Origin of the sequence: Streptomyces sp. NPDC014764 (assembly GCF_043082785.1) — a bacterium.
In the GTDB taxonomy this organism is placed as follows: Bacteria; Actinomycetota; Actinomycetes; order Streptomycetales; family Streptomycetaceae; genus Streptomyces; species Streptomyces althioticus.
On record NZ_JBIBXY010000005.1, the window covers coordinates 91,878 to 115,551 of the forward strand.

The window sequence follows — 23,674 nt, forward strand, 5'->3', positions numbered from 1 at the left end:
GTCGGTCGGGGCGGGGCTCAGACCCGGGTGTCCCTCATGGGCAGCCGCAGTCCGCGGTCACGGTGAGACGCCACCCGACCTCGCCTGAGGGCGGTACGCGCGCCGCGTCCCCGTCACCCGCCTCCGCCAGATCGAACACCCTCCCCAGCATCGGTTCCACGCCCGTGCTGCGATACGGATGGTCTTCGGGCCAGCCGCCGAGGTTCCGCCACAGGGCGACCGACAACGGCTGTCCCTCGGCCTGGAGGGACAGGCTCAGCCGGTCCTCCGGGCCGTCGTGGACGCAGGCGCGGCCGGTGGCCACGACCGCGCCGACCGCCGTCCCGTCGTCCGGACCGATCCGGTCCAGGCGCAGTCCGTGCGGGGCGGGCCACTCCCCCTCCAGCCAGGGCGCTCCGGCGGGCCACGGCTCCTTCAACAGGGGTGCAGCCTCCGGGTACAGGCGGGTCGACGCCCCCGGTGCCGCGTGCAGCACCGCCCTGTCTGACAGGGCGAGCAGCGCGTGGGCCGCCCAGACGAAGCGGAACCCGGGGTCGGCCGTGAGCGTGTAGTCGATCTCCGCACGGTCGCCCAGGACGCGGATGCGGCGGGTCAGGCCGAAGCGCTCGCAGTCGACCCGGTCGGTGTCTCCGTCCCGGTACCAGTGGCGCGCCCACGCGTCCCCGTGGTCGGGGGTGCCCCGCACGGTGGGAACGCACTCCTCCAGGCCGCCCGCGTCGACGAAGGCGTCCCCCGGTGCGACGGCCGTCCGTCCCGACGCCTCTCGTCGCCACAGCCATTCGCGGTCGCCCGCCCTGAGGGAGGTCCAGCGTCCGCCGTTGACCAGGTCGGTGGTGATCCGCGGTGGCACCGTGCTCACCACTCCGCGAAGGAGCCGTCGGCATGGCGCCACACGGGGTTGCGCCAGGCGTGTCCGGCGCGGTCGGCGGCGCGTACGGCGGTCTCGTCGACGGTGATGCCGAGGCCGGGGCGGTCTCCGCGTACGGCCTGGCCGGCGACGAAACGGAACGGCTCGGGGTCGACGACGTAGGAGAGGAGGTCGGCGTCCTTGTTGTAGTGGATGCCGCGGCTCTGCTCCTGGATGAGGAAGTTCGGTGTGGCGAACGCTACTTGGAGGCTGGCGGCGAGGGCGATCGGGCCGAGCGGGCAGTGCGGGGCGAGCAGGGCGCCGTAGGTCTCGGCGAGGGAGGCGATGCGGTGCACCTCGGAGATGCCGCCCGCGTGGGAGAGGTCGGGCTGGGCGACGGCGACGCCGGCGTTCAGGACGGGGAGGAACTCCGCGCGCGAGTAGAGGCGCTCGCCGGTGGCGAGGGGTACGGGGCCGGCGGCGACCAGGCCGGGCAGCAGGTGGCCCTGCTCGGGGACGACGGGCTCCTCGACGAACAGCGGGTGCAGGGGGGCGAGCTCGGTGAGGATGCGGCGTGCGGTGGCGGCGGTGAAGCGGCCGTGGAAGTCGACTGCGACGTCACGCTCGGGGCCGAGCACCTCACGGGCCGCGGCCACCCGGGCGACGACGGCGGCGGTCTCGGCGGGAGTGGAGAGCGGGGAGGTGGCGCCGGCGGCGTTCATCTTCACCGCGGTGAAGCCTGCCTCGACCTGGGCGGTGATCTGCTCGCGCAGTCCGGCCGGTTCGTCGCCGCCGACCCAGGCGTAGACGCGGACGGTGTCGCGGACGGGGCCGCCGAGCAGGGCGTGCACGGGGGCGCCGTAGGCCTGTCCCGCGATGTCCCACAGGGCCTGGTCGAGTCCGGCGACGGCGCTGGAGAGGACGGGGCCGCCACGGTAGAAGCCGCCCTTGGTGAGCACCTGCCAGTGGTCCTGGATGCGCAGCGGGTCCTGGCCGAGGAGGTGCTCGGACAGCACGTCGACGGCGCTGCGCACCACTTCGGCGCGGCCCTCGACGACGGGCTCGCCCCAGCCGACGATCCCGTCGTCGGTCTCCACGCGGCAGAACAGCCAGCGCGGCGGGACCAGGAACGTTTCTATGCGGGCGATCTTCACTGCGTGCCGGGGCCTTCCGTCTCGTCGTCGCCGTCGATCCGTTCCAGGTCGCGGCCGGCCTGGTCGAGCAGGGCCCGCATGGCGGCCTCGGCGGCGTCCGGGTCCTGCTCGCGCACGGCGTCGAGGACAGCCTGGTGGGCGGGTACGGGGTTCTCGCTGTGCGGGGAGCTGTGCACGATGCGGTCGCGGTGGGCCAGGCCCGACTCGATGACCATCTCCATGCGTTCGAGGAGTTCGTTGTGGGTGGCCTGCAGCAGGGCCCGGTGGAAGGCGAGGTCGGCCGCGACGGCGTGGCCTGCGTCGCTGTCGTCCTCCCCCATCGCCCGGATGGCGTCGTCGAGGGCGGCGAGATCGTCGGGGGTGCGCCGCTCGGCGGCGAGCCGGACCGCGGCCGGTTCGATGATGGCGCGCACCTCGGCGAGGTTGTGCAGCAGGGCGCGGTCGGCCTCCGTGGTGCGTCCGCCCTCGAACTGCCAGCGCAGCACGTCGGCGTCGAGCAGGTTCCAGTCGCCGCGCGCCCGGACGAAGGTGCCGCGTTTCTGGCGTGCGTCGACCATGCCCTTGGCGGCGAGGACCTTCAGCGATTCGCGCAGGGCGGTGAGGCTCACGTCGAGTTCGCTCTGCAGGGCCACCAGGTCGAGAGTGGCGCCTTCGGGGATCTCCCCACCCAGGATGCGGCGGGCCAGGGCTTCCACGGTCTGGCCGTGCACACCACGACGGGCGTAGGGCGTCATGTCGGAGAGCCTTTCTGCTGCGGGATACGGTCGGTGATCGTCATGCGGAGGCCTTGACGACGCTCCAGCCGCCGTCCACCACGAGGTGCGAGCCGGTGACGAAGGACGCGTCGTCGCTGCCCAGGAAGGCTATGGCGGCGGCCACCTCGGCGGGGGTTCCGAAGCGCCGGGCGGCGGTCTGGGCGACGCTGCGGGCGCGTTCGTCGGCGGGCACCCTGTCCCAGGCCGCGGTGAGGATGGGCCCGGGCAGGACGGCGTTGACGCGGATCTCGGGTCCGTATTCCACGGCGAGCTGCCCGCACAGGGAGAGCAAGGCGCCCTTGGATGCGGCGTAGGCGGGGTGTCCGGGGATGCCGGCGTGGGCGTGGACGGAGGAGGTGAGCACGACCGCGCCGTGACGTTCCCGCAGGTCGTCGAGGAGGGCGCGGAAGCCGAGGAAGCTGCCGGTGACGTTGACGGAGAGCTGTCGCCGCCAGGAGTCGAGGGACAGTTCGTGGGCGGGGGCGACCTCCACGGTGTAGGCGTTGCCGACGAGCAGGTCCACGGGGCCGAAGGTGTGCGCGGCGTCCACGACGCGGTCCCAGTCGGCCTCGGCGGACACGTCGGCGCGGACGAACAGCGCGCGCCCGCCGGCGCCGGTGATGCGGGCGGCGACGGTCTCGCCGGCCGCCCCGGCGACGTCGGCGAGGACGACGGCCGCTCCTTCCTGCGCCAGGCGCTCGGCCGTGGCGGCTCCGATGCCGGAGGCGGCTCCGGTGACCACGGCGGTGCGGCCGTGGTAGCGGTCGCCGTGGCGTCGTGCTGGCTGGTCCATCGTGGGATCCGGCTCCTTCGGTGTGACGGTGAGGTTCGGGCAACCTTGCCGGGGAGGGCTATCGCCTTACCAGCTCGACCAGTTCGGCGTCGTGGCGGGCGGTCCATGCGAACGGCAGGCCGTAGTGGAGCAAATGGGCGCCGGAGTACGCGGCGCCGGTGTGCGGGTCGTGGTAGCGGGCGGCGGGGTCGAGGCCGCGCGGCCGCAGCCGGGCCGGGCGGCCGGGGACGAGCGGGGCGCCGTCGAGCCGTCCGGTGCTGAAGGCGGCCACGACGGTGCGGGTCCCGTCGGGGGCGTCGTACTGGACGCCGCAGGTCGGTTCGTCCGGGGTGCCCAGGAGGCGTGCCTCCCCGTGGTGGATCACGTCCCGCACCTGCTTGTAGCGGGCGATCCACCGGGCCGCCTCGGTGCGCTGTTCCGGGGTCCAGGCGCGCAGGTCGGCGCCGACGCCGAGGACGCCGCACATCGCGGTGACGAAGCGGAAGGCGAGGCTGCGCGGGCGCGGGTCGAAGACGCCGGCCGCGTCGGTGACCCAGGAGCTCATCACGTGCGGGGCGTGGGCGTGCAGGAAGCCGTACTGGATGCGCAGCCGGTCGAGGGGGGCGGTGTTGTCGCTGGGCCAGACGACGTCGGTGCGGGCGAGGGTGGCGTGGTCGACGCGTCCGCCGCCGCCCGCGCAGCCCTCGACGGTGACGTGCGGGTGGGCGGTGCGGAGGTGGTCGAGGACGCGGAGGTAGCCGGTGACGTGGGAGGCGTCCAGGTCGAGGAGGTCGGCTGGTCCCGCGCCGGGGCGGCCGCGTTCGGTGGGCGGGCGGTTCATGTCCCACTTGAGGTAGCTGATGTCGTAGCTGGTGAGCAGCCGGTCGAGAGTGGCGACGACGAAGTCCTGGACGTCGTCGCGGCCGAGGTCGAGGAGGAGCTGGTTGCGGACCAGGCGGGCGGGGCGGTCGTCGATCCGGTAGACCCAGTCGGGGTGTTCGGCGTGCAGGCGGCTGCCGGGGCTGACCGCCTCGGGCTCCACCCACAGGCCGAAGTCGAGACCCAGCGCGCGGACTTCGGCGACGAACGTGTCGAAGCCTTCGGGGAAGGCCTTCGGGTCCGGGTACCAGTCGCCGAGTCCCCCGGTGTCGTCGGTGCGGCCGGTGAACCAGCCGTCGTCGACGACGAACAGCTCCGCGCCGATGTCGGCGGCCGCCTTCGCCAGGTTCAGCTGGCCGGCGGCGTCGACGTCGAAGCCGGTGGCCTCCCAGGAGTTGTAGAGCACCTTGCGGGTGCGGTGGAGACGCTCGCCGGAGAGCAGGCGTTCGTAGCGGTGCTGGACGCGGGCCAGTCCGTCGAGCCCTTCAGGGCTGAACGCGCAGGCCAGCCGGGGTGTGGTGAGGGTGTCGCCGGGGGTGAGGAGCACCGCGCCCTCGTGCGGGACGCGTCCGGCGCGGACGCGTACGGCTCCGCCCGGTTCGGCCTCCGCGGTGATGTGCCAGTTGCCGGGCCACTCCAGGGCCACGCCGTAGGCGGGCGCGGGGCCGTCCTGTGGCGCGGAGCGGTCCTGCAGGGCCAGCCAGGGCGCGTAGGCGTGTCCGGGGACGCCTTGGACGCTGCCCATGGTGAAGGTGCCGCGTGTCAGGTCGAGTTGGGTGCGCTGGAACTCCTGGGACCACTGACCGGTGAGGTACGTCAGCCGTACGCCGTCGGGTGCGGGGACGTTGACGGCGGCGGAGTCGAACCGCTCCAGTCGCAGCGGCTCGTCACCTGTGCAGGTGTGCTCGGTCCAGCGCAGGACGACGTCGGCGCCGGGGACGGTGGCGTAGCACAGGACCGTCCGCAGGCCGAGGACGTCGTCGGTGAAGGCCAGTCGCAGCGAGCCCTCCCCCGTCTCGGCGCCGTCGAACTCCCACCACACCCCACGCTCACGGCCCGGGCGGGATGCCACGAGGTCGGAACCGGTGAACGGACGCATACCGTACGGCAGATACTCCGCGGGGGCGGCGTCGGCGGGGGTGAGGAAGTGGGTGCGCCGGGACCGGTCGAGGGCGGAGGGGCCGTCCTCGCAGCCGTGCGGTCCCCAGGCGTCGAGTTCGGCCCAGCGTCCGTCCGGGGAGAGGCGGACGGTGTAGCTGGTGGTGTCGGTACGCAAGGTCCAGCGGTCGTGGGTCACTTGACGGCTCCCAGGTTGAGGCCCGCCACGAAGTGCCGCTGGAATCGGAGGAACACGGCGACGGTGGGCGCGGCGGCGATGACGGATCCGGCGGCGATGACGTTCCACATGGACACGTACTGACCCTGGAGTCCGATGAGGGCAGCGGTGATGGGCATCTTGGTGTCGCTGCGCAGCACGGTGATGGCCCACAGCAGGTCGTTGAAGATCCAGGTGAACGACAGGGCGCTTAGGGCGGCCAGGGCGGGGCGGGTGAGGGGCAGGATGATCCGCCAGAAGATCTGCCAGGGGCCGGCTCCGTCGACCACGGCGGCCTGCTGGATCTCGGCGGGGATGGCGCGCATGAAGCCGTGCAGGACGAAGACGTAGAAGCCGACACCGAAGCCGATCTGCACGCCGATCAGGGCGGTCAGGGTGTCGTACACACCCATGAGTTCGCTGAGCTTGGACACGGGGATGAGCAGGATCTGCGGCGGCAGCAGGTTGCCTCCGAGCATCAGCAGCAACAGCGTGCGCCGGAGAGGCAGTTCGTACCGGCTGAGGGCGAAGGCGGCCATGGAGGCGAGGCCGAGGGTGACCAGCACGGCCGGGACCGTCACCAGCAGGCTGTTGATCAGGGCGCGCTGCTGGCCGCCGTCGACCCAGGCCTGGCGGAAGTTGTCGAGGGTGAACGAGTGCGGCCAGCTGCCGAGGCCGTTGGCGGCGATGTCGTCGAAGGAGCGCAGGCTGGTCACCAGGACCAGGGCGATGGGCAGCAGCCAGAGCAGCGCGAGGGTCCCGGCGCCGAGGTGGAAGCCGGCGGTGGCGGCGCGGCGGCGGCGTACGGCCGCGGAGGTGGTCGTCATCAGTCGGCCTCCCGGAAGGCACGGACGAGGTAGGAGCAGATGACGCCGAAGGCGAGGACGAAGATGACGACGGCGAGGGCGGAGCCGTAGCCGAGGCGCAGGGACTGGAAGGCGGTCGAGTACATGTAGGTGCTCAGCAGCTCGGACGAGTGGTAGGGGCCGCCTCGGGTCAGGGACCACACCACGTCGAAGGAGCGCAGGGAGTCGATGACGATGACGGAGAGGACGACGGCGTTGACGCTGCGCAGCTGGGGCAGGGTGACGTGCCGGAAGCGTTGCCAGGTCGAGGCGCCGTCGACCCTGGCCGCCTCGTGGAGGGCGGGGTCGATGCCCTTGAGCCCGGCCAGGTAGAGCACCATGACATAGCCGATCTGCCGCCAGAGCGCGGGCACGATGACGGCGTAGAGGGCGGTGTCCTGGTCGGCGAGCCAGGCGTGCCGGAGGCTCTCCAGGCCCACCGATTCGAGGACCTGGTTGAGGACGCCGTCGGGCTGGTAGATCGCCTGCCAGACGAGGGCGGTGGCGACCAGGGAGAAGACCACCGGCAGGAACAGGGCGGCCCGGTAGAAGCCGATGCCGCGGCGTTCCTGCTGGAGCAGCAGCGCGGTGGCGAGGCCCAGGAGCGCGGACAGGCCGCCGAAGAGGACCAGCCAGAGCACGGTGTGCCAGGTGGCGCTGCGGAAGGTGTCGTCGCCGGCCATCTCCCGGAAGTTGTCCAGGCCGACGAAGGTGGGCGCGGACACGCCGTCCCAGTCGGTGAGGGCCAGGTAGAAGCCCTGGAGCGCGGGCCAGAACACCCAGAGGGCCTCGGCGAGCAGCGGGACCATGACGAAGGCGAGCACCAGCGGGGGTGTGCGGCGGGCGGCTCCCCGGCGCCGCCCGCCGCGGGACGGTACGGGGGCCGGGGAGGTGCTCTTGGCCGCGGTCAGGACGGCCACGTCAGGCGTTCCAGATCTTCTCGGCGTCGCGCTGCCAGGTGGTGAGGACCGAGCCGACGGACTTGGGTTCGGCGAGGAAGCGGGTGAGCGCGTTGTCCGCGGTGGGCTGGAGGGCGTCGCTGGAGTCGCGGTTGAAGAACTGGGTGATCTCGGCGGCGTCCTCGACGTGCCTGCGTCCCTTGACGACGAGGGGGGTGCCGGCGTCCTCGGCGTCGGGGTGGCAGGGAAGGACGGTGCCGGAGGAGCCCTTGATGTAGATCTCCTGGGCCTCGGCGGTGCCGAGGAAGCGCATCAGGTCGATCACCTCTTCGCGGCGGCCGGTGCGGGCGCCGGCGAAGTAGCCGTCGGTGGGCGCCTCTTCGGCGAGGGGGACCTTCGGGTCGATGACAGGGAAGCGGAAGAAGTCGATGTCGTCCAGGGCGTCCTTCGGGGCGGCGTCGGCGAAGAAGGTGCCGATGAGCATCATGGCGCTGCGGCCGTTCAGCATCGAGGTGGACGCGTCCTGGAAGGCGACGGCGGTGCCGTCCGGGTCGAAGTACGGCAGCACCTCCTGCCAGCGGTCGAAGACCTTGCGCACCTCCGGGTCGTCGAAGCGGCGCCGCCCGGCGAGGAGGTCCCGGTGGTACGCGGCGCCGTTGACGCGGATGTTCAGGTAGTCGAACCAGGCGGAGGCGACCCAGGCGGTGTTGCCGCCGGCGCCGAGGCCGATGGGGGTGATGCCCTTGCTCTTGAGCCGGTCGCACAGGTCGAGGAACTCGTCCCAGCTCTTGGGTTCGCTGACGCCCCACTTCGCGAAGTTCGACTTCCGGTAGAACATGCCCCACCAGTAGTAGGTGGTGGGCACGAACACCTTCTTGCCAGAGCTCGCGGTGCACAGGGTGTTCAGTGCGTCGGAGTAGCCGCGCAGTTCGGGGGACGCCCAGACCTCGCCGAGGTCGAGCAGCAGGTCTTTGCGGGCGTAGGCGTCGGCGACCGAACCGGGGTACCAGGTGTAGACGTCCGGCGGGTTGGCGGAGGTGAGGTACGTCGGCAGCTGGGTGCGGAAGGTCTCTGCGGCGACCGTGTTGAGCCGGACCTCGCCCTTCTTTCCGTAGGCGGCGACGAGGTCCTCCATCGCGGCCTTGGCCTGGGGGGCGGACAGGTTGGACTGGAGGGTCACCGCGCCGCCGGAGGAGCTCTTGCCGGAGGAGCCGGAGGTGACGCAGCCGCTGAGCAGGGCCGCCGTGCCGGCGGCGCCGAGCCCGGCGAGGAACCGTCGTCGGCTGGGCTGGTGGTGGGTCATGAGCACTCCCTGGGGATCCGCGCGGCGGGGACCGGCTCCGGTGGGTGCGGGCGCTGGTCGCGGCGCGTACAGGTTCGCGTGGCGGGGGCGCCACGTCAAGGATAATTACTAATTAATGAGCGGGTCGCCTGGCGGGCGAGACGCGAGGACAGGGGCGGGGCCGCCGGGGGGGCGGGCGGGGCGCCGGTGTCACGGCGAAGACTGTGGCTGCGGAACGAGTCGCTGTCAAGGATTATTACTAATTAATCTGCGACGGGTGAGGTCCCTCGCGGCAGCAACTCTTAATTTAGGAATTATTGTTGACGCGGGTGGGAGGTGGTTGCAGGATCCCTGGCAACATCCCGCAGGCGCACGTCCGTTGACGGACCATGACGCGACCCCCTGAGCCGGGCGCACGCCTGATCGGACAGCGAAGGATCCGAAGTGAAACGACAACTCACCGTCCTGCTCGCCCTCCTGACGGCGCTGCTGGTCGTGCAGGCACCCGCCCAGGCCGCTCCCCCGGCCGCCGGCGGAGGGAGCGCACCGCCGGTGCTGAGCCCGACGCCGTACATGGGCTGGAACACCTACTACGCGCTCGGCGGCGACCCGACCGACGCGGAGATCAGATCGATCGCCGACTTCCTGGTCAGCAGCGGTCTGCGCGACGCCGGTTACGAGTACGTGTGGATCGACGGCAACTGGGCGGCGCCGACACCGCGCAGCGAGGCCGGCGACCTGGTCCCCAACCCCGACCAGTTCCCCCACGGGCTCGAGCCGCTCGTCGACTACATCCACGCGAAGGGCCTCAAGGCCGGCATCTACACCGACGCGGGGCCCTACATCCCGGGCAAGTGCGGACTCGGCAGCGGCGGTCACTACCAGCGGGACGCGGACCGGTTCGCCGCCTGGGAGTTCGACGCGGTGAAGGTGGACTACCTCTGCGGGATCGCCGCGGACCTCGACCCCAGGACGGTGTTCACCGAGTTCGCTCGGGCGTTGCGGAACAACGCCAGCGACAGGCCCATGCTCTTCAACCTCTGCAACCCGGTGACCTCCCCCGACTGGGGCGACTACCCGGAGGAGCAGCAGTCGACGTACTCCTGGACCTACGCGCCGGGCATCGCGCAGTCCTGGCGGACGTACACGGACGTCGGGTTCGTGGGCGAGATCAAGTTCAAGGACGTGCTGCGCAACTACGACGCGAACGCGCGGCATCCCGAGGTGGCCGGGCCGGGCCGCTTCAACGACCCCGACTACCTCGGTCCCGAACTTGGCATGTCCGACGAGGAGTTCCGTACGCAGATGACGCTCTGGTCGGTGGCGGCGGCGCCGCTGGTGATCGGCAGCGACGTACGGAAGCTGAGCGGGACGTCGCTCGGCATCCTGACCGACCGCGACGTCCTCGCGATCAACCAGGACGAGGCCGCCGTCCAGGCGGTGCGGGTCGGGCCCGCCGGGACGACGGAGACGTGGGTGAAGCCCCTCGCCGACGGTGACCGTGCGGTGGTCCTGCTGAACCGGGGCGACAGTCCCGCGACGCTGACGACGACGGCCAGCAAGGTCGGGCTGACCGGTGGTCGCTTCACGCTGAAGGACGTGTGGACGGACCGGATCACGGAGAGCGCGGGGACCATCAGCGCGGCTGTGCCGGCCCACGGTGCCGCTCTGTTCCGGATCGGACGGGCGTCCGGGAAGCCGGGCGCGCCGCATGTCGTCGCCGGGCTGCCGCAGGTGACGGCGGTCGGCGGGGACGCGGTGCCGGCGGGGGTCGCTCCGGTGGCGGCCGGCGGTGACGACGCCCAGGTCGAGGCCACGGTACGGAACGACGGCGCGCGGCCGGTCGTCGCACCGAGGGTGCGGCTGTCGGCCCCGGAGGGGTGGACGGTGCGGACTGTCGGTACGGCACCGAAGCTGCTGCTTCCGGGGCGCGCGGCGACCTTCGAATTCCGGCTGACGTTGCCCGACGGTGCGGCGCCGGGGGACGCCGCGTTGACCGCGAGGGCGTCGTACGAGGTGCCGGGCAAAGGGCGCCAGGCGCTGACGACGACAGCGGCGCTGAGGGTGGCGCCGACGGCGCCGGAAGGTGACGACGTCGCGCTGTCGCATCACGACTGGATCAGTGCCACCAGTGGCTGGATGAGCCCGACGGTCGACCGGAGCGTGGGCGGCGGGTCGCCGATCAGCATGCTGGGCCAGGTCCACCCGACCGGCCTCGGGGTCGCCTCACCCTCCACCGTCCGCTACTACCTCGGCGACCGGTGCACCCGGCTGCGGACGACCGTCGGCATCGACGACGCCGTCCGCAACGTCGGCCCCGAGGGCGGCACATCGACGTTCCAGGTTCTCGGAGACGGGCGTGTGCTGTTCGACAGCGGCGTGGTGACCCGGGACGCGGTCCGCGAGGCGGATGTGGACGTGACGGGGGTCCGGGTGCTCGACCTGGTGGTCGGGGACGCGGGCGACGGGGGGTACAACGACCGGGCCGACTGGGCGGGGCTGAACGTGAGCTGCTGAACGGAGGTGTCGTCGCGGCCGCATCTCGATCCGCCCGGTGGGCGGCCGGGGTGCGGCTGTGCGACGCCCTGCGGGCCTGGCGGACCCGGGAGGGGCGCCCCGCCGTGCGCGCAGGAGATCAAGGACGGCGCCCTACTCAGGTCAGAAGCCGTGCTTGATCGACGACACGCTCGCCTGCAGACTGCTCCCCCATGAGACAGATCGAGACCGGCGATGAGTGACGGCCTGCCCTGCTTCCGCTATCACCCGGACCCCGTAGCCACCGGCTCCATCCGCGCGTCCGCCGACAGGTGCGTGTGCTGCGGGCGCAGCAGGGGCTGGATCTACACGGCCACCTTCTACGCGGAGCACGACGTCGACGGGCCCTTCTGCCCGTGGTGCATCGCTGACGGCAGCGCGGCCGAACGCTTCGAGGGCGACTTCACCGACTGCTACGGGCTCGACGACGTCAGCATGGACGTCGTCCACGAGGTCACCCGACGTACGCCCGGCTTCCACGGCTGGCAGCAGCCGCACTGGCTGACCCACTGCGGGGACGCCGCCGCCCTGGTCGGCGAGGTCGGACACGCGGAGCTGGCGCGACACCCGGAGGCCCTCGAGCAGCTCGGCGACTTCGTGACTCATCTGGGCGGGGATGCCGCGGCCGTGCTGTTCCGCTGCACGGTGTGCGGCAGGCATCTCGCCTACGCGGACGCCGGCTGAGAGTCAATGAGACGTCCCCCGGATACATCGTCGTCCACGCACGCACGGCGGTGCCTGCGGCGCAGGGGCAGTCGGGTTCGTCAGCGTCGCCTGGGACGGCGGAGTGCATGTCTTCGTGCTGGCCACCGTCGTGACCGGGAGGTGTCGCGGCGGCGGCGTGGGGACCTCGCTCGTTCGTCTCGCCGCCGAAGGGAGCCGTGCCGCCGGATGTCGGTGGCTGCACGTCGACTTCGAGGAGCACCTGCCGGCGTTCTACGTCGACGCCTGCGGGTTCCGGACAACGGCTGCCGGGCTGATCGCCCTCTGGTGGCTCCCGGCAGCCGTCCTTCCTCGCGGACTACGGGCGCGTACCGTCCGTCGGCGGGTGCTCCGTGCGGTTCGGGATCGTCTCGCCCTGGATGACCCGGGGAGGCGTGTCCGTCGCCTGCTGCTCCTCCGCCTCCTTCATGGCGCGCGCCTCGGCCTTGAGGATGCGGGCGGACTTGCCCGCGTTGCGGGCCAGTTCGGGGCCCTTCTTGGCCAGCACGATCGCGATGACGACGATGAGGATGATGGCCAGTTCGCTCAGTCCGAACATGGTCTCCCGCTCTCCCTGTCTCTCCGGGTCAGACGTTCACGCCGAAATCGGCGGCGATCCCGGCCAGGCCGGAAGCGTAACCCTGGCCGACGGCGCGGAACTTCCATTCGGCGCCGTTGCGGTACAGCTCGCCGAAGACCATCGCGGTCTCGGTGGACGCGTCCTCGGAGAGGTCGTAGCGGGCGATCTCCGCGCCGCCGCTCTGGTTGACGATCCGGATGAACGCGTTGCGGACCTGCCCGAAGCTCTGGCCGCGGTTCTCGGCGTCGTGGATGGAGACGGGGAACACGATCCGGTCGACCTCGGCGGGCACGGCCGCGAGGTTCACCTTGACGCTCTCGTCGTCGCCCTCGCCCTCGCCGGTGAGGTTGTCACCGGTGTGCTCCACCGAACCGTCGGGGCTGCGCAGGTTGTTGTAGAAGATGAAGTGCTGGTCCGACAGCACCTTGCCGGAGGCGTCAAGGAGCAGGGCGGACGCGTCGAGGTCGTAGTCGGTGCCGGTGGTCGTACGGACGTCCCAGCCGAGGCCGACCAGGACGGCCGTCAGGCCCGGCGCCTCTTTGCTGAGCGAGACGTTGCCGCCCTTGGACAGGGAAACTCCCACGGTGTGCTCCTTCTCGGCGGGTGCGGTCGGGCCCGCGGCTCGGGTCCGGAGCTACGAATCTACATCACTGTAGAGATCGCGCGGCAGGGCGTGGGACCGTACGTTCGGGGCCGTGGCGCCCGAGTGCCCGTGCGGGGCGCACGGCCGGACGGACCGCGGGCGTCTATACGATGTCCGCGCGGCGAACGCACGGCGGCAGGAGGGAGACAGGACGTGGGCGAGCAGCGGCAGCGTCCCCGGCGGCGGGGGCAGGGTGAGCTGGAGGCTCTGGTCCTGTCGGCACTGCGGAAGGCCGACGGCCCGGCCACCGCCGGCTGGGTGCAGGAGCGCCTGGGCGGCGACCTCGCGTACACCACGGTGATCACCATCCTGACCAGGCTGCTGGCCAAGGGCGCCGTCACGCGGGAGCGGGCCGGGCGTTCGTTCGCCTGGACGTGCGCGCTGGACCAGGCGGGGCTGGCCGCCCGGCGGATGCGCAAGGTGCTGGACTCCGAGAGCGACCGTGAGGCCGTGCTGGCCAGCTTCGTGACCGGCCTAGGGCCGGACGACGAGCGGCTGCTGCGGGAGCTGCTGCGTCCGACGGGGCACGACGGGGAAGACTGAAGCCTCATGGGGGTTTTCGTCTTTCTGCCGCTGGTGCTGCCGCTGACGGCGTGGCCGATCGCGCGCCTGGCCGAGCAGCATCTGCATCCGCGCACCGGGACGCGGCTGCTGACCGGGGTGGCCGCGGTGATGGCGGCCTGCAGCACGCTCTGTCTCGCCCTGGTGATGGTGGTCGGCACGGCCCAGCTGCCCGGGAATCCACTGCCCGACGGCTGGTCGGACCCGGAGGTGCGGGCGGCGGTGCCGTACGACGAAGTGGCGGGCAAGGCGGCGATCCCGGCGCTGTTCGCCCTGCTGGTGGTGTGCGGCCGGACGTGGTGGCGGCATACGCGTATGCGCCGTCGGGCCCATCGGGCGCTGGCGGGGCTGCGGGACACGGAGGTGGCCGTCCTGCCGGACGGAGAGCCGTACGCGTACGCGCTGCCGGGCGGTGGCCGGCGGGACCGCGTGGTGGTCACGACGGGTCTGCTGGAGTGTCTGGAACCGGCCGAGCGGCGGGCGCTGTTCGCGCATGAGCGTGCGCATCTGTCCGCCCGGCACCACCGCTTCCTGCTCACGGTGCGGCTGGCCGCGCAGGCCAATCCGTTCCTGTGCCCGCTGCGTACGGCGGTGTCGTACACGACGGAGCGGTGGGCGGACGAGGACGCGGCGCAGACGGTCGGCAGCCGCCGGACGGTGGCGCGTGCGATCGGCAAGGCGGCACTGGTGTCGCGGGGCGCCCCGGCCGCCACGCCGGGCGGTCTGGCCGGTCTGGCCGCGGCGGGCCCGGTGCCGCGCCGGGTGGCCGCGCTGCTCGGGCCCGCGCCGACGGTGCGTACGTGGCCGTCGCTGTTCACGGCGGTGGGCGTCGCGGCGTGGGGTGCGGCCACGGGAGCCGTCGTGTCGGCCATGTCGTCCGCGAACTCCGCGGTGACGATGGTGCTCATCCTGCACGCGGCGACGCCGCTGTAGAGAGGCCGGAACGCACGGGGGGCCGGCACCGTGACGGTGCCGGCCCCCCGTGGGTCGCGGTCGGTCAGAGGTCGAACTCGTGCGGCGGCAGGTCCAGCGCATAGCACGCCTCGCGGACCACGGCCCTCTCGTCCTTGTCGAAGTCGCCGTCGGCCCCGCCGATGACGATGCCGATCTGGATCACGGCCCGTGCCTCGGCGGGCTTCTTCTTCGCCTTGGCGATCTCCTGCATGACGCTCACCTTGCCGAAGGCGAAGTCGGTGGTGAGCTTGTTCAGGTTGTCCTCGAAGCGGCGGCGCAGGTCGTCGGCCGGGAAATTCTGCAGCACCTCGTTGGTGGCGATGAGCTGCGCGACGCGCTGGCGCTCGGCCGGGTCGACGGTGCCGTCGGCAGCGGCGACGAGCGCGCACATCGCCATGCTGGCGTCCCGGAAGGCGCCGCTCTTCAGGTCGTTCTTCTTCGCCATGAGCTGGGTCTGCATCGACGATGCGGACTCCTTGAGGCGGTCCCACAGGGCCATGGAAGCTCCGTACGTGTCGGGAGGAGGCCCGGACGGAAGGGGGTCGTCCGGGCTCCGGTTGTTTCTACACCACTGTAGAAGTTATCAGCAGGGGGTGGCGGATGCCTCGATCGCGAAGGCGTCGGTCAGCCTTCGTCCTCCTCGTCCCCTTCGAAGAAGTCGCCGACCTCGTCGACGACTTCGGCCGCGACCATCCCGCCGGCGACACCGACGGCGAGGCCCGCGGCTCCCGCCGCGACGGCGGTACCCATACCGGGGCCGCTCCTGTGGTGGCCACCGTGGCCGTGGTCGGCGTGGTGACCGTGCTGGTCGTGCACGGCGTACGGGTCGGCGTGACCGTGGGCGCCACCGTGGCGTTCGGTCAGCTGACGCACCCAGGCGTCCACTTCGGCGTTCCAGTCGCGGGAGTCGTGGTGACCGACGGTGAAGCGCGTCAGCGCGTCGTGTCCGCCGGAGAAGAGGCCGCCGCGCTTGTCGGCCTCCAGGACCACCTCGACGCCGCCCGGATCGGCCAGGAAGGTCACCTCGATCTCGTTGACCTGGTGGGCGTACTGCGGCGCAGGGGTGAGCTCGATCTCCTGGTAGAACGGCAGCTGCTGGCCGGTGCCGGCGATGTGGCCGTACTCCAGGTCCGCCGACCTGAAGCCGAAGCCGAGCTGCCCGAACGCCTCGAGGATCGCCTCCTGTACGGGCAGCGGGGCGATGCTCAGCTGGTCCAGGTCGCCCTTGTCCCGGGCGCCGGCCACCGCGAGTTCGGTGCGCACGCCGAGGACGATGCCGAGGTGCTGGCCGTGCAGTTCGGTGACCGGCGTCTCCCACGGCAGCGTGACCGTGAAGGGGACGCTGTGCCGCTGCCCCGCGGCGAGCCGGAACCCCCCGCCGACGGTGAACCGTTCGAAGGTGACCACACCCTCGCTCTCCCCCTCGGCGTGCTCGGCCTCGACGCGGGCCACCAGCTCCAGGGCGATGTGCTCGATGTCGAAGTCGGCCTGCCCGCCCTCGAGACGGACCTGGCCGGTGAGCGCGCCACCGGGCCGGGGCGCGCCCGGGTCGAGGACCGTGTCGACCGTGGGGCCGCCCACACCGAGGGATCCGAGCAGTCGTTTGAACACCATGGCGGCGTCCACTCCTTTGTGCGTACGTGCGTGTGTCAGGGCCGTCGTCCGACGGCCCTTTCTACAGACGCGTAGAAGCATAGGACGCCGTCGGCCCATGAACGGGGTGATCAGGGGTGGGCTCGCCGGGAACGGCCGAAAACGGGCTCTCCGCAGCTCGGGGCGGCGGCGGGTCGGCCATGTGCCACCGGCCGCCGGCGCGTCTCAGAGGTCGAGGACGACGTCCCCGTCGGGCCGCGAACAGCAGATGAGGGCCGAGCTCGGCGGGGGCTGCTCCACGGGTTCCGTGGTGTAGTCGACCGCGCCGGACATCAGCGCCGTCTCGCAGGTACGGCACACTCCCGTGCGGCAGGACCACCTGACCGGCACGTCGCAGGCCTCGGCCAGCTCGAGAAGGCTGTCGTGGTCGCCGTTCCACGCCGCAGTCACCTGGCTGCGCGCGAACTCCACGTGTGGTCCCGGGCCCGAGGACGGCAGGGAGTGCGGGCTCGGGCGCTTCCTGGCCGCGATGCCCGGTGTGGAGCCGGGGGCGGCCCCGAAGATCTCCGTGTGGATGTGGGGCGGGTCGATGCCGTTGAGCTGCAGGGCTTCGGTGACGCCCCGCATGAAGAGGTCCGGTCCGCACAGGTACGCCTGGGCGTCGTGCGGAAGACCGAGTTCCGCGACGGCGTCGGTGGTCAGCCGGCCGGGCGTGGTCCCGGCGTCGAGGTGGTCGTCGGGTCCGGGCCTGCTGTAGAACACACGGAGCCGGGCGTCGGGGAGCCGGGACAGCAGCCCGCGCACCTCGCCGGCGAAGGCGTGGGTGCGCGCGTTCCGCGTCGCGTGCAGCCACCAGACCTGGCGCCGCGAGGCGTCGTCGGCGAGGGCGTACAGCATGGCGAGGAGCGGGGTGACGCCGACCCCGGCGGAGACGAGCACCACCGGGCGGGGGTCCTCCCGCAAGTCCTGGAGGACGAAGGCGCCCCGGGGGGCCGCCGCCTGGAGGTCGTCGCCGGCCCGCACGCCGGTGTGCAGCCAGGTGCTGGCCCGTCCGTTCTCCTCCCGCTTCACGCTGACCCGGTAGCCGTGGGCGCCCGGCGGCCCGGACAGGGAGTAGGAGCGCACCGTCCCCGGGGCCCCGTCCGTCCGCGGCGTCCGCACGGTGAGGTACTGGCCCGGGCGCGCGGCGGGCAGCGGTGTCCCGTCGGGAGCGGCGAGCCAGAGGGAGCGGACGTCCGGCGTCTCGTCGACGACACGTTCGACGCGCAGGGGCCGGAAGCCGTCCCACGCCGGACGGGCGACCGACACCGGGCTGAGTCCCGCGTTGCCGGCAGTCCCGTCACCGTCGCCGCGCGCCTGGTCTAGCAGGGCGCGGAACGACGCCTGCCAGCCCGGACTGAGGGCGTCCACCCGAAGCGCCCGTTCGAGGCGGTCGGCGGGGTGGGGCGGCCGGTAGAGCAGGGCGTCGGTCTCCGCGACGGTCATGCGTTCCGGCCCGTCGGCGACCTTGACGATCTCCTGACCCGCTTCCACCTCGCCCTCGTCGATCACCCGCAGATAGAAGCCGGGGCGGCCGTGCGAGACCAGCAGGGCGGGCAGGCGGGGTTCGCCGAGGCGCATGCCCACGCGGTAGCAGGTCACCCGCGGCTGGGTGACCTCGAAGACCGCCGTGCCGATCCGGTAGCGGTCCCCCACGCACACCTCGTCGTCGGCGAGCCCGTCGACGGTGAAGTTCTCGCCGAAGTTGCCATGGACAAGGTCGTCCCGGCCGAGGTGTGCGGCCCAGTGGCGATAGGAGTCGGCCTGGTAGACGAGCACGGCCCGCATCTCGCCGCCGTGTCCGCGCAGGTCCCCCTGTCCGTCGCCCTCGATGTTGAGGCGCCGGACGCGGCGCGGACCGGACACCGGGCTCTTGAAGACCCCGGTGTGCACCGTCTCGCCCCGCCAGGGCACGTCCCGGGGCAGACCGACGTTCACCGACAGCAGCCGCGCCATCACCGCACCTCTCCGCAGCGGTCGCTACGGAAAAGGCTAGGCCGTCGCGCCGGGATCGACGAGGCGAGCGCCGTCCGCCCGCCAGGGCCGGAGGTCCGGGCGTACGCCGTGCGGCGGCATACTCGTACGTCCGTCGACGAGAAGGAGATCATCGCCGTGACGAGCGACAGCCGGGTCGGACCGCCTCTGTCCGGCAGTGAGCGCGAGACGCTGCGCGCCTTCCTCGACTACCACCGGGCGACGCTCGCCATGAAGTGCGAAGGGCTGAGCGACGAGGAACTGCGGCAGCGGTCGATGCCGCCGTCCACGCTGTCGCTGCTCGGGCTGGTGCGGCACATGGCCGAGGTGGAACGCGCCTGGTTCCGCCGGGTGTTCCAGGACAACGACGCGCCGATGGTCTGGTCGGACACGGTCGACTTCCAGGCCGCGTACGACGCCGACGCGTCGACCCGGCGGGAGGCGTTCACGGCGTGGGAGGCGGAGGTGGAGAACTCGCGCCGGGTCGAGCGGGAGGCGCCCTCCCTCGACCGGGCCGGGCACCAGCCGAGGTGGGGCGAGGACGTGTCGCTGCGGATGGTGATGCTGCACGTCCTGCTGGAGTACGCCCGTCACAACGGCCACGCCGACTTCCTGCGCGAGGGCGTCGACGGGACCGTCGGCGCCTGAGGGCCGTGGTCCCGGTCAGCCGGGCCGGGACGCGTCCACGTCCGCGCGCTTCCCCTCGCCCTCGTTCGTCCTCCGCGAGCGCCGGGCCACGCTGACCGCCGCCAGCACCGCTCCGACCGCCACGACCGCCAGACCGCGCAGCCACACCGCGGCCTCGATCTGCGTGGCGAGCAGGACGCACGACGCGATGCCCAGCACCGGCAGGACGACCGGCGCACGGAAGTGGTCGGGCTCCCCCGGCTCGCGGCGCAGCACCAGGACCGCGGTGTTGACCAGGAGGAAGACGATGAGGAGCAGCAGGACCAGGGTGGACGCGAGGGTGGCGACGCTGCCGGTGAGGGCGAGAAGCATCGCCAGCCCGGTGGTGACCGCGATGGCGGCCCACGGGGTGCGGCGGCCGGGCAGCACCTTGGTCAGGGCGCCCGGCAGCAGTCCGTCCTTCGCCATGCCGTAGGCGAGGCGGGAGGACATGATGCCGGTGAGCAGGGCGCCGTTGGCGACGGCGACGAGCGCGATGGCGCTGAACAGCTTGGGCGGCACACCGCCCGCCTCCTTCACCACCTCCAGCAGCGGCCCGCTGGAGCCGGCCAGCTGAGATGTCGGCACGGCGGCGGACGCGGCCAGGCCGACCAGTACGTACACGGCGCCGGCGGTGGCGAGCGCGCCGAACAGGGCGCGCGGGTAGGAGCGGCGCGGGTTGCGGGTCTCCTCGGCGACGTTCACCGAGGTCTCGAACCCGACGAAGGAGTAGTACGCCAGGACGGAGCCGCTGAGCACGGCGGCCGCCGCGCCCTTCTCCGGCGTGCCGAGGTCGGTGAGGCGTCCGAGGTCGCCGTCGCCGCGTAGCAGCAGCCACGCGCCGAGCACGACGACGACGGCGAGGCCGCCCACCTCGACGACGGTGGCGACCACGTTGGCGCGGGTGGACTCCTTGATGCCGCGCGCGTTGACCAGGGCGAGCAGTGCGAGGAAGACGACGGCGACGAGCGCCACCGGCAGGGTCACGAAGGCCGACAGGTAGTCGCCGCCGAAGCCGCGGGCGAGGGCGGCCACGGAGACGATGCCGGCGGCCAGCATGCAGAAGCCCGCGACGAAGCCGGCGAACGGCCCGAAGGCGCGTGTCGCGTAGTGGGAGGCGCCGCCGGCCCGCGGATACTTCGTCGCCAGTTCGGCGTACGAGGCGGCGGTCAGCAGCGCCAGCAGCAGGGCGACGACGAGCGGCACCCACACCGCTCCCCCGGCGTCGGCGGCGACCTGGCCGACCAGGACGTACACACCGGCTCCGAGCACGTCGCCCAGGATGAAGAAGTACAGCAGCGGCGTCGTCAGCGCCCGCTTGAGGGCCGTCGGTTCCTGTGCCGTTCCCTGCGCCCGCGTCCCTGCCTCGTGACCCACTCGTCTTGCCATACCGCATCGTGTCCCCCGTCGCGGCGAAAACACGCTCGCCCGTGCGGCGGGGCGGGGATGGCCCCCGTCACATGAACCGCGGGACGCGGAAGGCGGTTCAGCGCCGCCGGGGAGCGGTGGCTCAGGCGGCGGCGAGTGAGGCGGGCGCCGTCCGTGCGGGGGCGGATGGCCGGGGCGTGCGGGGCTGGTCCAGGTCGGCCCAGACGACCTTTCCGCCCGGGGCGGGGCGGACGCCCCACCGATGGCAGAGTTTGGCGACGAGGTAGAGGCCCCGCCCGCCCTCGTCCGTGGTGTGCGCGCGGCGCGGGTGCGGGGTGAGGGCGCCTCCGCCGTCCCGGACCTCGACGGTGAGTGTCGTGTCGCGCAGGAGCCGCAGCCCGACGGGGCCGCCGCCATGGCGTACGGCGTTGGTGACGAGTTCACCGACGACCAGTTCCGCGGCGTCCACGAGGGCGTCGAGGCCCCACTTCTCCAGGGTGCGGGCCGTGAAGGCGCGGGCGGTGCGGACGGCCCTCGGGTCGCCGTCCAGGGACCGGGAGACTTCCCTGTCCGGCCCCAGCGCGCGGGTGCGGGCCAGGAGGAGGGTGGCGTCGTCGCTCGGCTCGCCGCTCACGAGGCTGCCGGTCGCCGCGTCGCACAGCTCCTCCAGGGAGCGGCCCGGGCCGGTGAGGGCGGTGGCGAGCCGGTGCATGCCCTCGTCGAGGTCGTGCGTGCGGGACTCGATCAGGCCGTCGGTGTAAAGGGCGAGGACGCCGTCCTCGGGCAGCTCCACCTCCACGGCCTCGAAGGGGTCGCCGAGGCCGACGCCCAGGGGCGCTCCCGTGGGGAGGTCCAGGTAGGCGACCTGGCCCTCGGGGTCGACGACGGCGGGCGGGGGGTGTCCGGCGGAGGCCATGGCGCAGCGGCGGGTGGCGGGATCGTAGACGGCGTAGAGGCAGGTGGCGCCGGCCACCGCGAGGACCTGTTCGGGTGTGTCGCAGTCCTCCTCGCCGAGGCGCTGGACGGTGTCGTCGAGGTGCGCGAGGAGTTCGTCGGGCGGGAGGTCCAGTCCGGCCAGCGTGCGGACGGCGGTACGGAGGCGGCCCATGGTCGCGGCTGCGTGCAGGCCGTGTCCGACCACGTCGCCGACGACGAGCGCCACCCGCGCGCCGGACAGCGGAATGACGTCGTACCAGTCGCCGCCGACGGAGTGGTCGACGTCGGCGGGCAGGTAGCGGAAGGCCACGTCGACGGCCGTGCCGCCGTCCGGGCAGCGGGGCAGCAGGGTGCGCTGGAGGGCGAGGGCGGCGTTGTGCTTCCGCGTGTACTGGCGGGCGTTGTCCAGGGACCGGGCGGCGCGGCCGACGAGTTGCTCGGCGAGGAGCAGGTCGGTGTCGCCGAAGGGCTCGGACTCGTGGGTGCGGACGAAGAGCGCCACGCCGAGCAGGGCGCGCCGGGCCCGGATGGGGACGGCCATGATCGAGTGCATGCCGTGGTCGCGTACCCTCCGGGCCAGCGCGGGCACCGCGCCGATCCACGGTGCGGGCGCGTCGTCGTGGAGCTGCTCGAGCCGCGCACGCCCGGCGCGGAGGACTCCGGCCAGGGGTGAGACGGGTGGCACCTGCACCAGCTCGCCGCGCATCCAGGGGGATTCGGGCACGCCCGGGTGGACGGAGGCCAGCCCCGCGCGGCGCAGGCCGGGCAGTGTCCTTCCGGTCGCGCCTACGCGGACCGGCGGTCCCTGGCCGAAGGACACCGACTGCTCCAGGTCGACGGCGACGTAGTCGGCGAGCAACGGCACGGCGGCGTCGGCCAGTTCCTGGCTGGCCTGCATCACGTCGAGGGTGCTTCCCAGCCGCGCGCCGGCCCGGTCGAGCACGGCGAGCCGCTCGCGGGCCCGGCGCTGCCGCACGACGTCCACACCGATCGCGCACACGCCGAGGGCGCGGCCGTCGGCGTCCTGAAGGCACTGGAACGCCACGGCGCAGGCGTGTTCGCCTTCCGTCCCGGCCGGCAGCCAGGTCCGGTACTCGTGGACCTCGGTGGTGGTGCTCTGCAGTGCCTGCCGCATCACGGCTTCGAGGACGTCCGCCTCGGGTCCCGGCCGGGTGTCGCTCACCAGGCGTCCGAGCCGGTCGCCGGCCGGGACGCCGTCGTGGCGTTCCGCCGTGTCGTTCACCCAGACGCAGCGCAGGTCCGGGTCGCGGACGACCACGCCGACGGGTTCACCGTCGGGCGGGGCGGCCGCGTCGACGAGGGACACCAGGCGGCGTGCGGCGCCGTGCGGGCCACGCAGTCGGGAGACGCGGAGGGTCACGTCGAGAACGCGCCCGTCGCGGTGGCGTATCCGGGCGGGGCCCGGCAGGCCGTCGCGGGCGGGGAGCCGGTCCGCGACGGCGGGCAGGAGGCGTGCGGCGGTACGTCCCACCGCCTCGCCGGGTTCACGTCCGGTGAGCCGGCGGGCCGCCAGGGTCCATCCGGTCACCGTCCCGTCGTCGTCGAGTACGGCGAGCGCCGTGTCGGAGAGGTCGGCGCTGCTCATCGGCTGGTCCAGAGTCACCATGATCGGTCCGGCTTCGGTCGTGGTCGGTGGGTTCCCGCCCCCTCAGCAGTACGTGACCGGACGGGACCCCGCCGCGTGACAGGCCCGCCGCGGCCCACGCGTCGGTACACGTGGCAGACCCGCCGCGGCGTTCGGCTCGGTGAGGTCGCGCGCAGGCCTGGCTGGGAGGGCGCCGTGCAGCTGAGGATGTCGTGCCGGACGACGTGGACGCGTACGTCGCTATGCGGTGCGAGCCGGTGATGATGGCCGATCTGGGCGGCCCCCTGCCGCGGGAGGGCATGGCGGACAAGGTGCGCCGGGACGTCCGGGACGCGGCGGCCGACGTCGCGTGGATCAAGATGATCGTGCCCGACCCGGCCGCCCCCGACGTGGTCGCCGGCACGGTGACCCTCTGGGCCCATGATTCGGAGGACGGGCCGGTCTCGGAGACCGGCTGGATGGTCCTCCCGGAGTTCCGGGGCCGCGGCCTGGCCGGGCGCGGGGCCCGCGCCCTGCTGGAACGGGCCCGTGACGAGGACCGCTGGGGCGTCGTGCACGCGTTCCCCGCCACGGGAAACGGCGCCTCCAACGGCATCTGCCGCTCCCTGGGCTTCCGCTTCGTCGCCGAGCGGGAGGTGCAGTTCGCGGGGCCGCGTCCCGCTCGGCAACCACTGGGTGGTCGACCCGCGCACGGCTTCACTCCGTCCTGACGACGGTTGCCGCCACTCCCAGTCCGGCGGCCGGGACGTCGGTGGTCGCGGCGGGCCCC

General features: G+C 72.7%; 20 protein-coding genes and 2 pseudogenes. 7 read left to right on the forward strand and 15 right to left on the reverse strand.

The genetic code is table 11. From position 1 onward, the window contains the following. Positions 1–34: 34 nt before the first annotated feature. From ACF1AG_RS14690 to ACF1AG_RS14725, 8 genes are read right to left on the reverse strand one after another with little or no spacing between them, the layout of a single operon-like run. Positions 35–859: a hypothetical protein gene (locus tag ACF1AG_RS14690; RefSeq protein WP_359605616.1), complete on the reverse strand. Its 825-nt coding sequence runs from the start codon at positions 857–859 to the stop codon at positions 35–37. Beyond that, positions 856–2,001, reverse strand: coding sequence for a galactonate dehydratase (gene dgoD, locus ACF1AG_RS14695; RefSeq protein WP_359605618.1), 1,146 nt, complete (start codon positions 1,999–2,001; stop codon positions 856–858). The genes ACF1AG_RS14690 and dgoD overlap by 4 nt, the downstream gene beginning before the upstream one ends. Continuing rightward, positions 1,998–2,735 (reverse strand): FadR/GntR family transcriptional regulator, encoded by a 738-nt coding sequence (locus ACF1AG_RS14700; protein ID WP_359605619.1) that lies wholly within the window; start codon positions 2,733–2,735, stop codon positions 1,998–2,000. The genes dgoD and ACF1AG_RS14700 overlap by 4 nt, the downstream gene beginning before the upstream one ends. Before the next feature lie 40 nt (positions 2,736–2,775). Continuing rightward, positions 2,776–3,549, reverse strand: a complete 774-nt coding sequence (locus ACF1AG_RS14705; RefSeq protein WP_391809830.1) for an SDR family NAD(P)-dependent oxidoreductase — start codon at positions 3,547–3,549, stop codon at positions 2,776–2,778. A 58-nt stretch (positions 3,550–3,607) separates the two neighbouring features. Beyond that, positions 3,608–5,704: an alpha-galactosidase gene (locus ACF1AG_RS14710; protein WP_359605623.1), complete on the reverse strand. Its 2,097-nt coding sequence runs from the start codon at positions 5,702–5,704 to the stop codon at positions 3,608–3,610. Next, positions 5,701–6,549, reverse strand: coding sequence for a carbohydrate ABC transporter permease (locus ACF1AG_RS14715; protein WP_359605625.1), 849 nt, complete (start codon positions 6,547–6,549; stop codon positions 5,701–5,703). Before ACF1AG_RS14715 ends, ACF1AG_RS14710 begins: the two co-directional genes overlap by 4 nt. Continuing rightward, positions 6,549–7,487, reverse strand: coding sequence for a sugar ABC transporter permease (locus ACF1AG_RS14720; RefSeq protein WP_359605627.1), 939 nt, complete (start codon positions 7,485–7,487; stop codon positions 6,549–6,551). The genes ACF1AG_RS14715 and ACF1AG_RS14720 overlap by 1 nt, the downstream gene beginning before the upstream one ends. A gap of 1 nt (position 7,488) precedes the next feature. Continuing rightward, positions 7,489–8,769: an ABC transporter substrate-binding protein gene (locus tag ACF1AG_RS14725; RefSeq protein WP_359605628.1), complete on the reverse strand. Its 1,281-nt coding sequence runs from the start codon at positions 8,767–8,769 to the stop codon at positions 7,489–7,491. 423 nt (positions 8,770–9,192) lie between these two features. Between ACF1AG_RS14725 and ACF1AG_RS14730 the strand changes: the two genes are divergently transcribed. The 3 genes and pseudogenes from ACF1AG_RS14730 to ACF1AG_RS14740 all read left to right on the forward strand — a co-directional run. Next, entirely contained in the window at positions 9,193–11,265 is a 2,073-nt protein-coding gene (locus tag ACF1AG_RS14730; protein WP_359605630.1) for an NPCBM/NEW2 domain-containing protein, read from the forward strand. A gap of 213 nt (positions 11,266–11,478) precedes the next feature. Further along, a complete protein-coding gene (locus tag ACF1AG_RS14735; RefSeq protein ID WP_387796220.1) occupies positions 11,479–11,967 on the forward strand; it encodes a CbrC family protein in 489 nt (162 codons plus the stop codon). A 64-nt stretch (positions 11,968–12,031) separates the two neighbouring features. Further along, positions 12,032–12,271, forward strand: a pseudogene (locus tag ACF1AG_RS14740) (GNAT family N-acetyltransferase); the annotation flags it as partial. A gap of 33 nt (positions 12,272–12,304) precedes the next feature. Here the strand turns inward: ACF1AG_RS14740 and ACF1AG_RS14745 are convergent. Both ACF1AG_RS14745 and ACF1AG_RS14750 read right to left on the reverse strand, forming a co-directional pair. Continuing rightward, the gene (locus tag ACF1AG_RS14745) at positions 12,305–12,544 is read right to left on the reverse strand and encodes a twin-arginine translocase TatA/TatE family subunit (protein ID WP_359605634.1); all 240 of its coding nucleotides are present in this window, start codon (positions 12,542–12,544) and stop codon (positions 12,305–12,307) included. Positions 12,545–12,572: 28 nt separating this feature from the next. Further along, positions 12,573–13,148 (reverse strand): TerD family protein, encoded by a 576-nt coding sequence (locus ACF1AG_RS14750; protein ID WP_359605636.1) that lies wholly within the window; start codon positions 13,146–13,148, stop codon positions 12,573–12,575. Between the two features lie 213 nt (positions 13,149–13,361). Between ACF1AG_RS14750 and ACF1AG_RS14755 the strand changes: the two genes are divergently transcribed. Together ACF1AG_RS14755 and ACF1AG_RS14760 are read left to right on the forward strand one after the other, a co-directional pair. After that, positions 13,362–13,751 (forward strand): BlaI/MecI/CopY family transcriptional regulator, encoded by a 390-nt coding sequence (locus ACF1AG_RS14755; protein WP_019523046.1) that lies wholly within the window; start codon positions 13,362–13,364, stop codon positions 13,749–13,751. A 6-nt stretch (positions 13,752–13,757) separates the two neighbouring features. Continuing rightward, positions 13,758–14,702, forward strand: a complete 945-nt coding sequence (locus ACF1AG_RS14760) for a M56 family metallopeptidase (protein WP_387796224.1) — start codon at positions 13,758–13,760, stop codon at positions 14,700–14,702. A 64-nt stretch (positions 14,703–14,766) separates the two neighbouring features. On the opposite strand, the gene ACF1AG_RS14765 is transcribed toward ACF1AG_RS14760, so the two are convergent. From ACF1AG_RS14765 to ACF1AG_RS14775, 3 genes are all read right to left on the reverse strand, one after another. Further along, positions 14,767–15,222: a TerB family tellurite resistance protein gene (locus tag ACF1AG_RS14765; protein WP_359606361.1), complete on the reverse strand. Its 456-nt coding sequence runs from the start codon at positions 15,220–15,222 to the stop codon at positions 14,767–14,769. Positions 15,223–15,347: 125 nt separating this feature from the next. Next, the gene (locus ACF1AG_RS14770) at positions 15,348–16,337 is read right to left on the reverse strand and encodes a sporulation protein (RefSeq protein ID WP_387796226.1); all 990 of its coding nucleotides are present in this window, start codon (positions 16,335–16,337) and stop codon (positions 15,348–15,350) included. Between the two features lie 204 nt (positions 16,338–16,541). Next, entirely contained in the window at positions 16,542–18,311 is a 1,770-nt protein-coding gene (locus tag ACF1AG_RS14775) for an MOSC domain-containing protein (RefSeq protein WP_387796229.1), read from the reverse strand. 156 nt (positions 18,312–18,467) lie between these two features. On the opposite strand from ACF1AG_RS14775, the gene ACF1AG_RS14780 reads away from it, so the two are divergent. Further along, positions 18,468–18,977 (forward strand): DinB family protein, encoded by a 510-nt coding sequence (locus ACF1AG_RS14780; protein ID WP_359606367.1) that lies wholly within the window; start codon positions 18,468–18,470, stop codon positions 18,975–18,977. A gap of 15 nt (positions 18,978–18,992) precedes the next feature. On the opposite strand, the gene ACF1AG_RS14785 is transcribed toward ACF1AG_RS14780, so the two are convergent. Both ACF1AG_RS14785 and ACF1AG_RS14790 read right to left on the reverse strand, forming a co-directional pair. After that, positions 18,993–20,384, reverse strand: a complete 1,392-nt coding sequence (locus ACF1AG_RS14785; protein ID WP_359751921.1) for an APC family permease — start codon at positions 20,382–20,384, stop codon at positions 18,993–18,995. A 121-nt stretch (positions 20,385–20,505) separates the two neighbouring features. Continuing rightward, on the reverse strand, positions 20,506–22,926 hold the full coding sequence (locus tag ACF1AG_RS14790) for a SpoIIE family protein phosphatase (RefSeq protein WP_387796234.1): 2,421 nt from the start codon (positions 22,924–22,926) through the stop codon (positions 20,506–20,508). A 221-nt stretch (positions 22,927–23,147) separates the two neighbouring features. Here ACF1AG_RS14790 and ACF1AG_RS14795 point away from each other — a divergent pair. Beyond that, positions 23,148–23,598 (forward strand): annotated as a pseudogene (locus ACF1AG_RS14795) (GNAT family N-acetyltransferase); the annotation flags it as partial. Between the last annotated feature and the right edge of the window lie 76 nt (positions 23,599–23,674).

Coding starts and splice junctions, on each gene's coding strand:
- ACF1AG_RS14700 (WP_359605619.1), bottom strand. CDS start 2,735: ATGACGCCCTACGCCCGTCGTGGTGTGCACGGCCAGACCGTGGAAGCC.
- ACF1AG_RS14705 (WP_391809830.1), bottom strand. CDS start 3,549: ATGGACCAGCCAGCACGACGCCACGGCGACCGCTACCACGGCCGCACC.
- ACF1AG_RS14715 (WP_359605625.1), bottom strand. CDS start 6,549: ATGACGACCACCTCCGCGGCCGTACGCCGCCGCCGCGCCGCCACCGCC.
- ACF1AG_RS14725 (WP_359605628.1), bottom strand. CDS start 8,769: ATGACCCACCACCAGCCCAGCCGACGACGGTTCCTCGCCGGGCTCGGC.
- ACF1AG_RS14735 (WP_387796220.1), top strand. CDS start 11,479: ATGAGTGACGGCCTGCCCTGCTTCCGCTATCACCCGGACCCCGTAGCC.
- ACF1AG_RS14745 (WP_359605634.1), bottom strand. CDS start 12,544: ATGTTCGGACTGAGCGAACTGGCCATCATCCTCATCGTCGTCATCGCG.
- ACF1AG_RS14760 (WP_387796224.1), top strand. CDS start 13,758: ATGGGGGTTTTCGTCTTTCTGCCGCTGGTGCTGCCGCTGACGGCGTGG.
- ACF1AG_RS14765 (WP_359606361.1), bottom strand. CDS start 15,222: ATGGCCCTGTGGGACCGCCTCAAGGAGTCCGCATCGTCGATGCAGACC.
- ACF1AG_RS14770 (WP_387796226.1), bottom strand. CDS start 16,337: ATGGTGTTCAAACGACTGCTCGGATCCCTCGGTGTGGGCGGCCCCACG.
- ACF1AG_RS14775 (WP_387796229.1), bottom strand. CDS start 18,311: ATGGCGCGGCTGCTGTCGGTGAACGTCGGTCTGCCCCGGGACGTGCCC.
- ACF1AG_RS14785 (WP_359751921.1), bottom strand. CDS start 20,384: ATGGCAAGACGAGTGGGTCACGAGGCAGGGACGCGGGCGCAGGGAACG.
- ACF1AG_RS14790 (WP_387796234.1), bottom strand. CDS start 22,926: ATGGTGACTCTGGACCAGCCGATGAGCAGCGCCGACCTCTCCGACACG.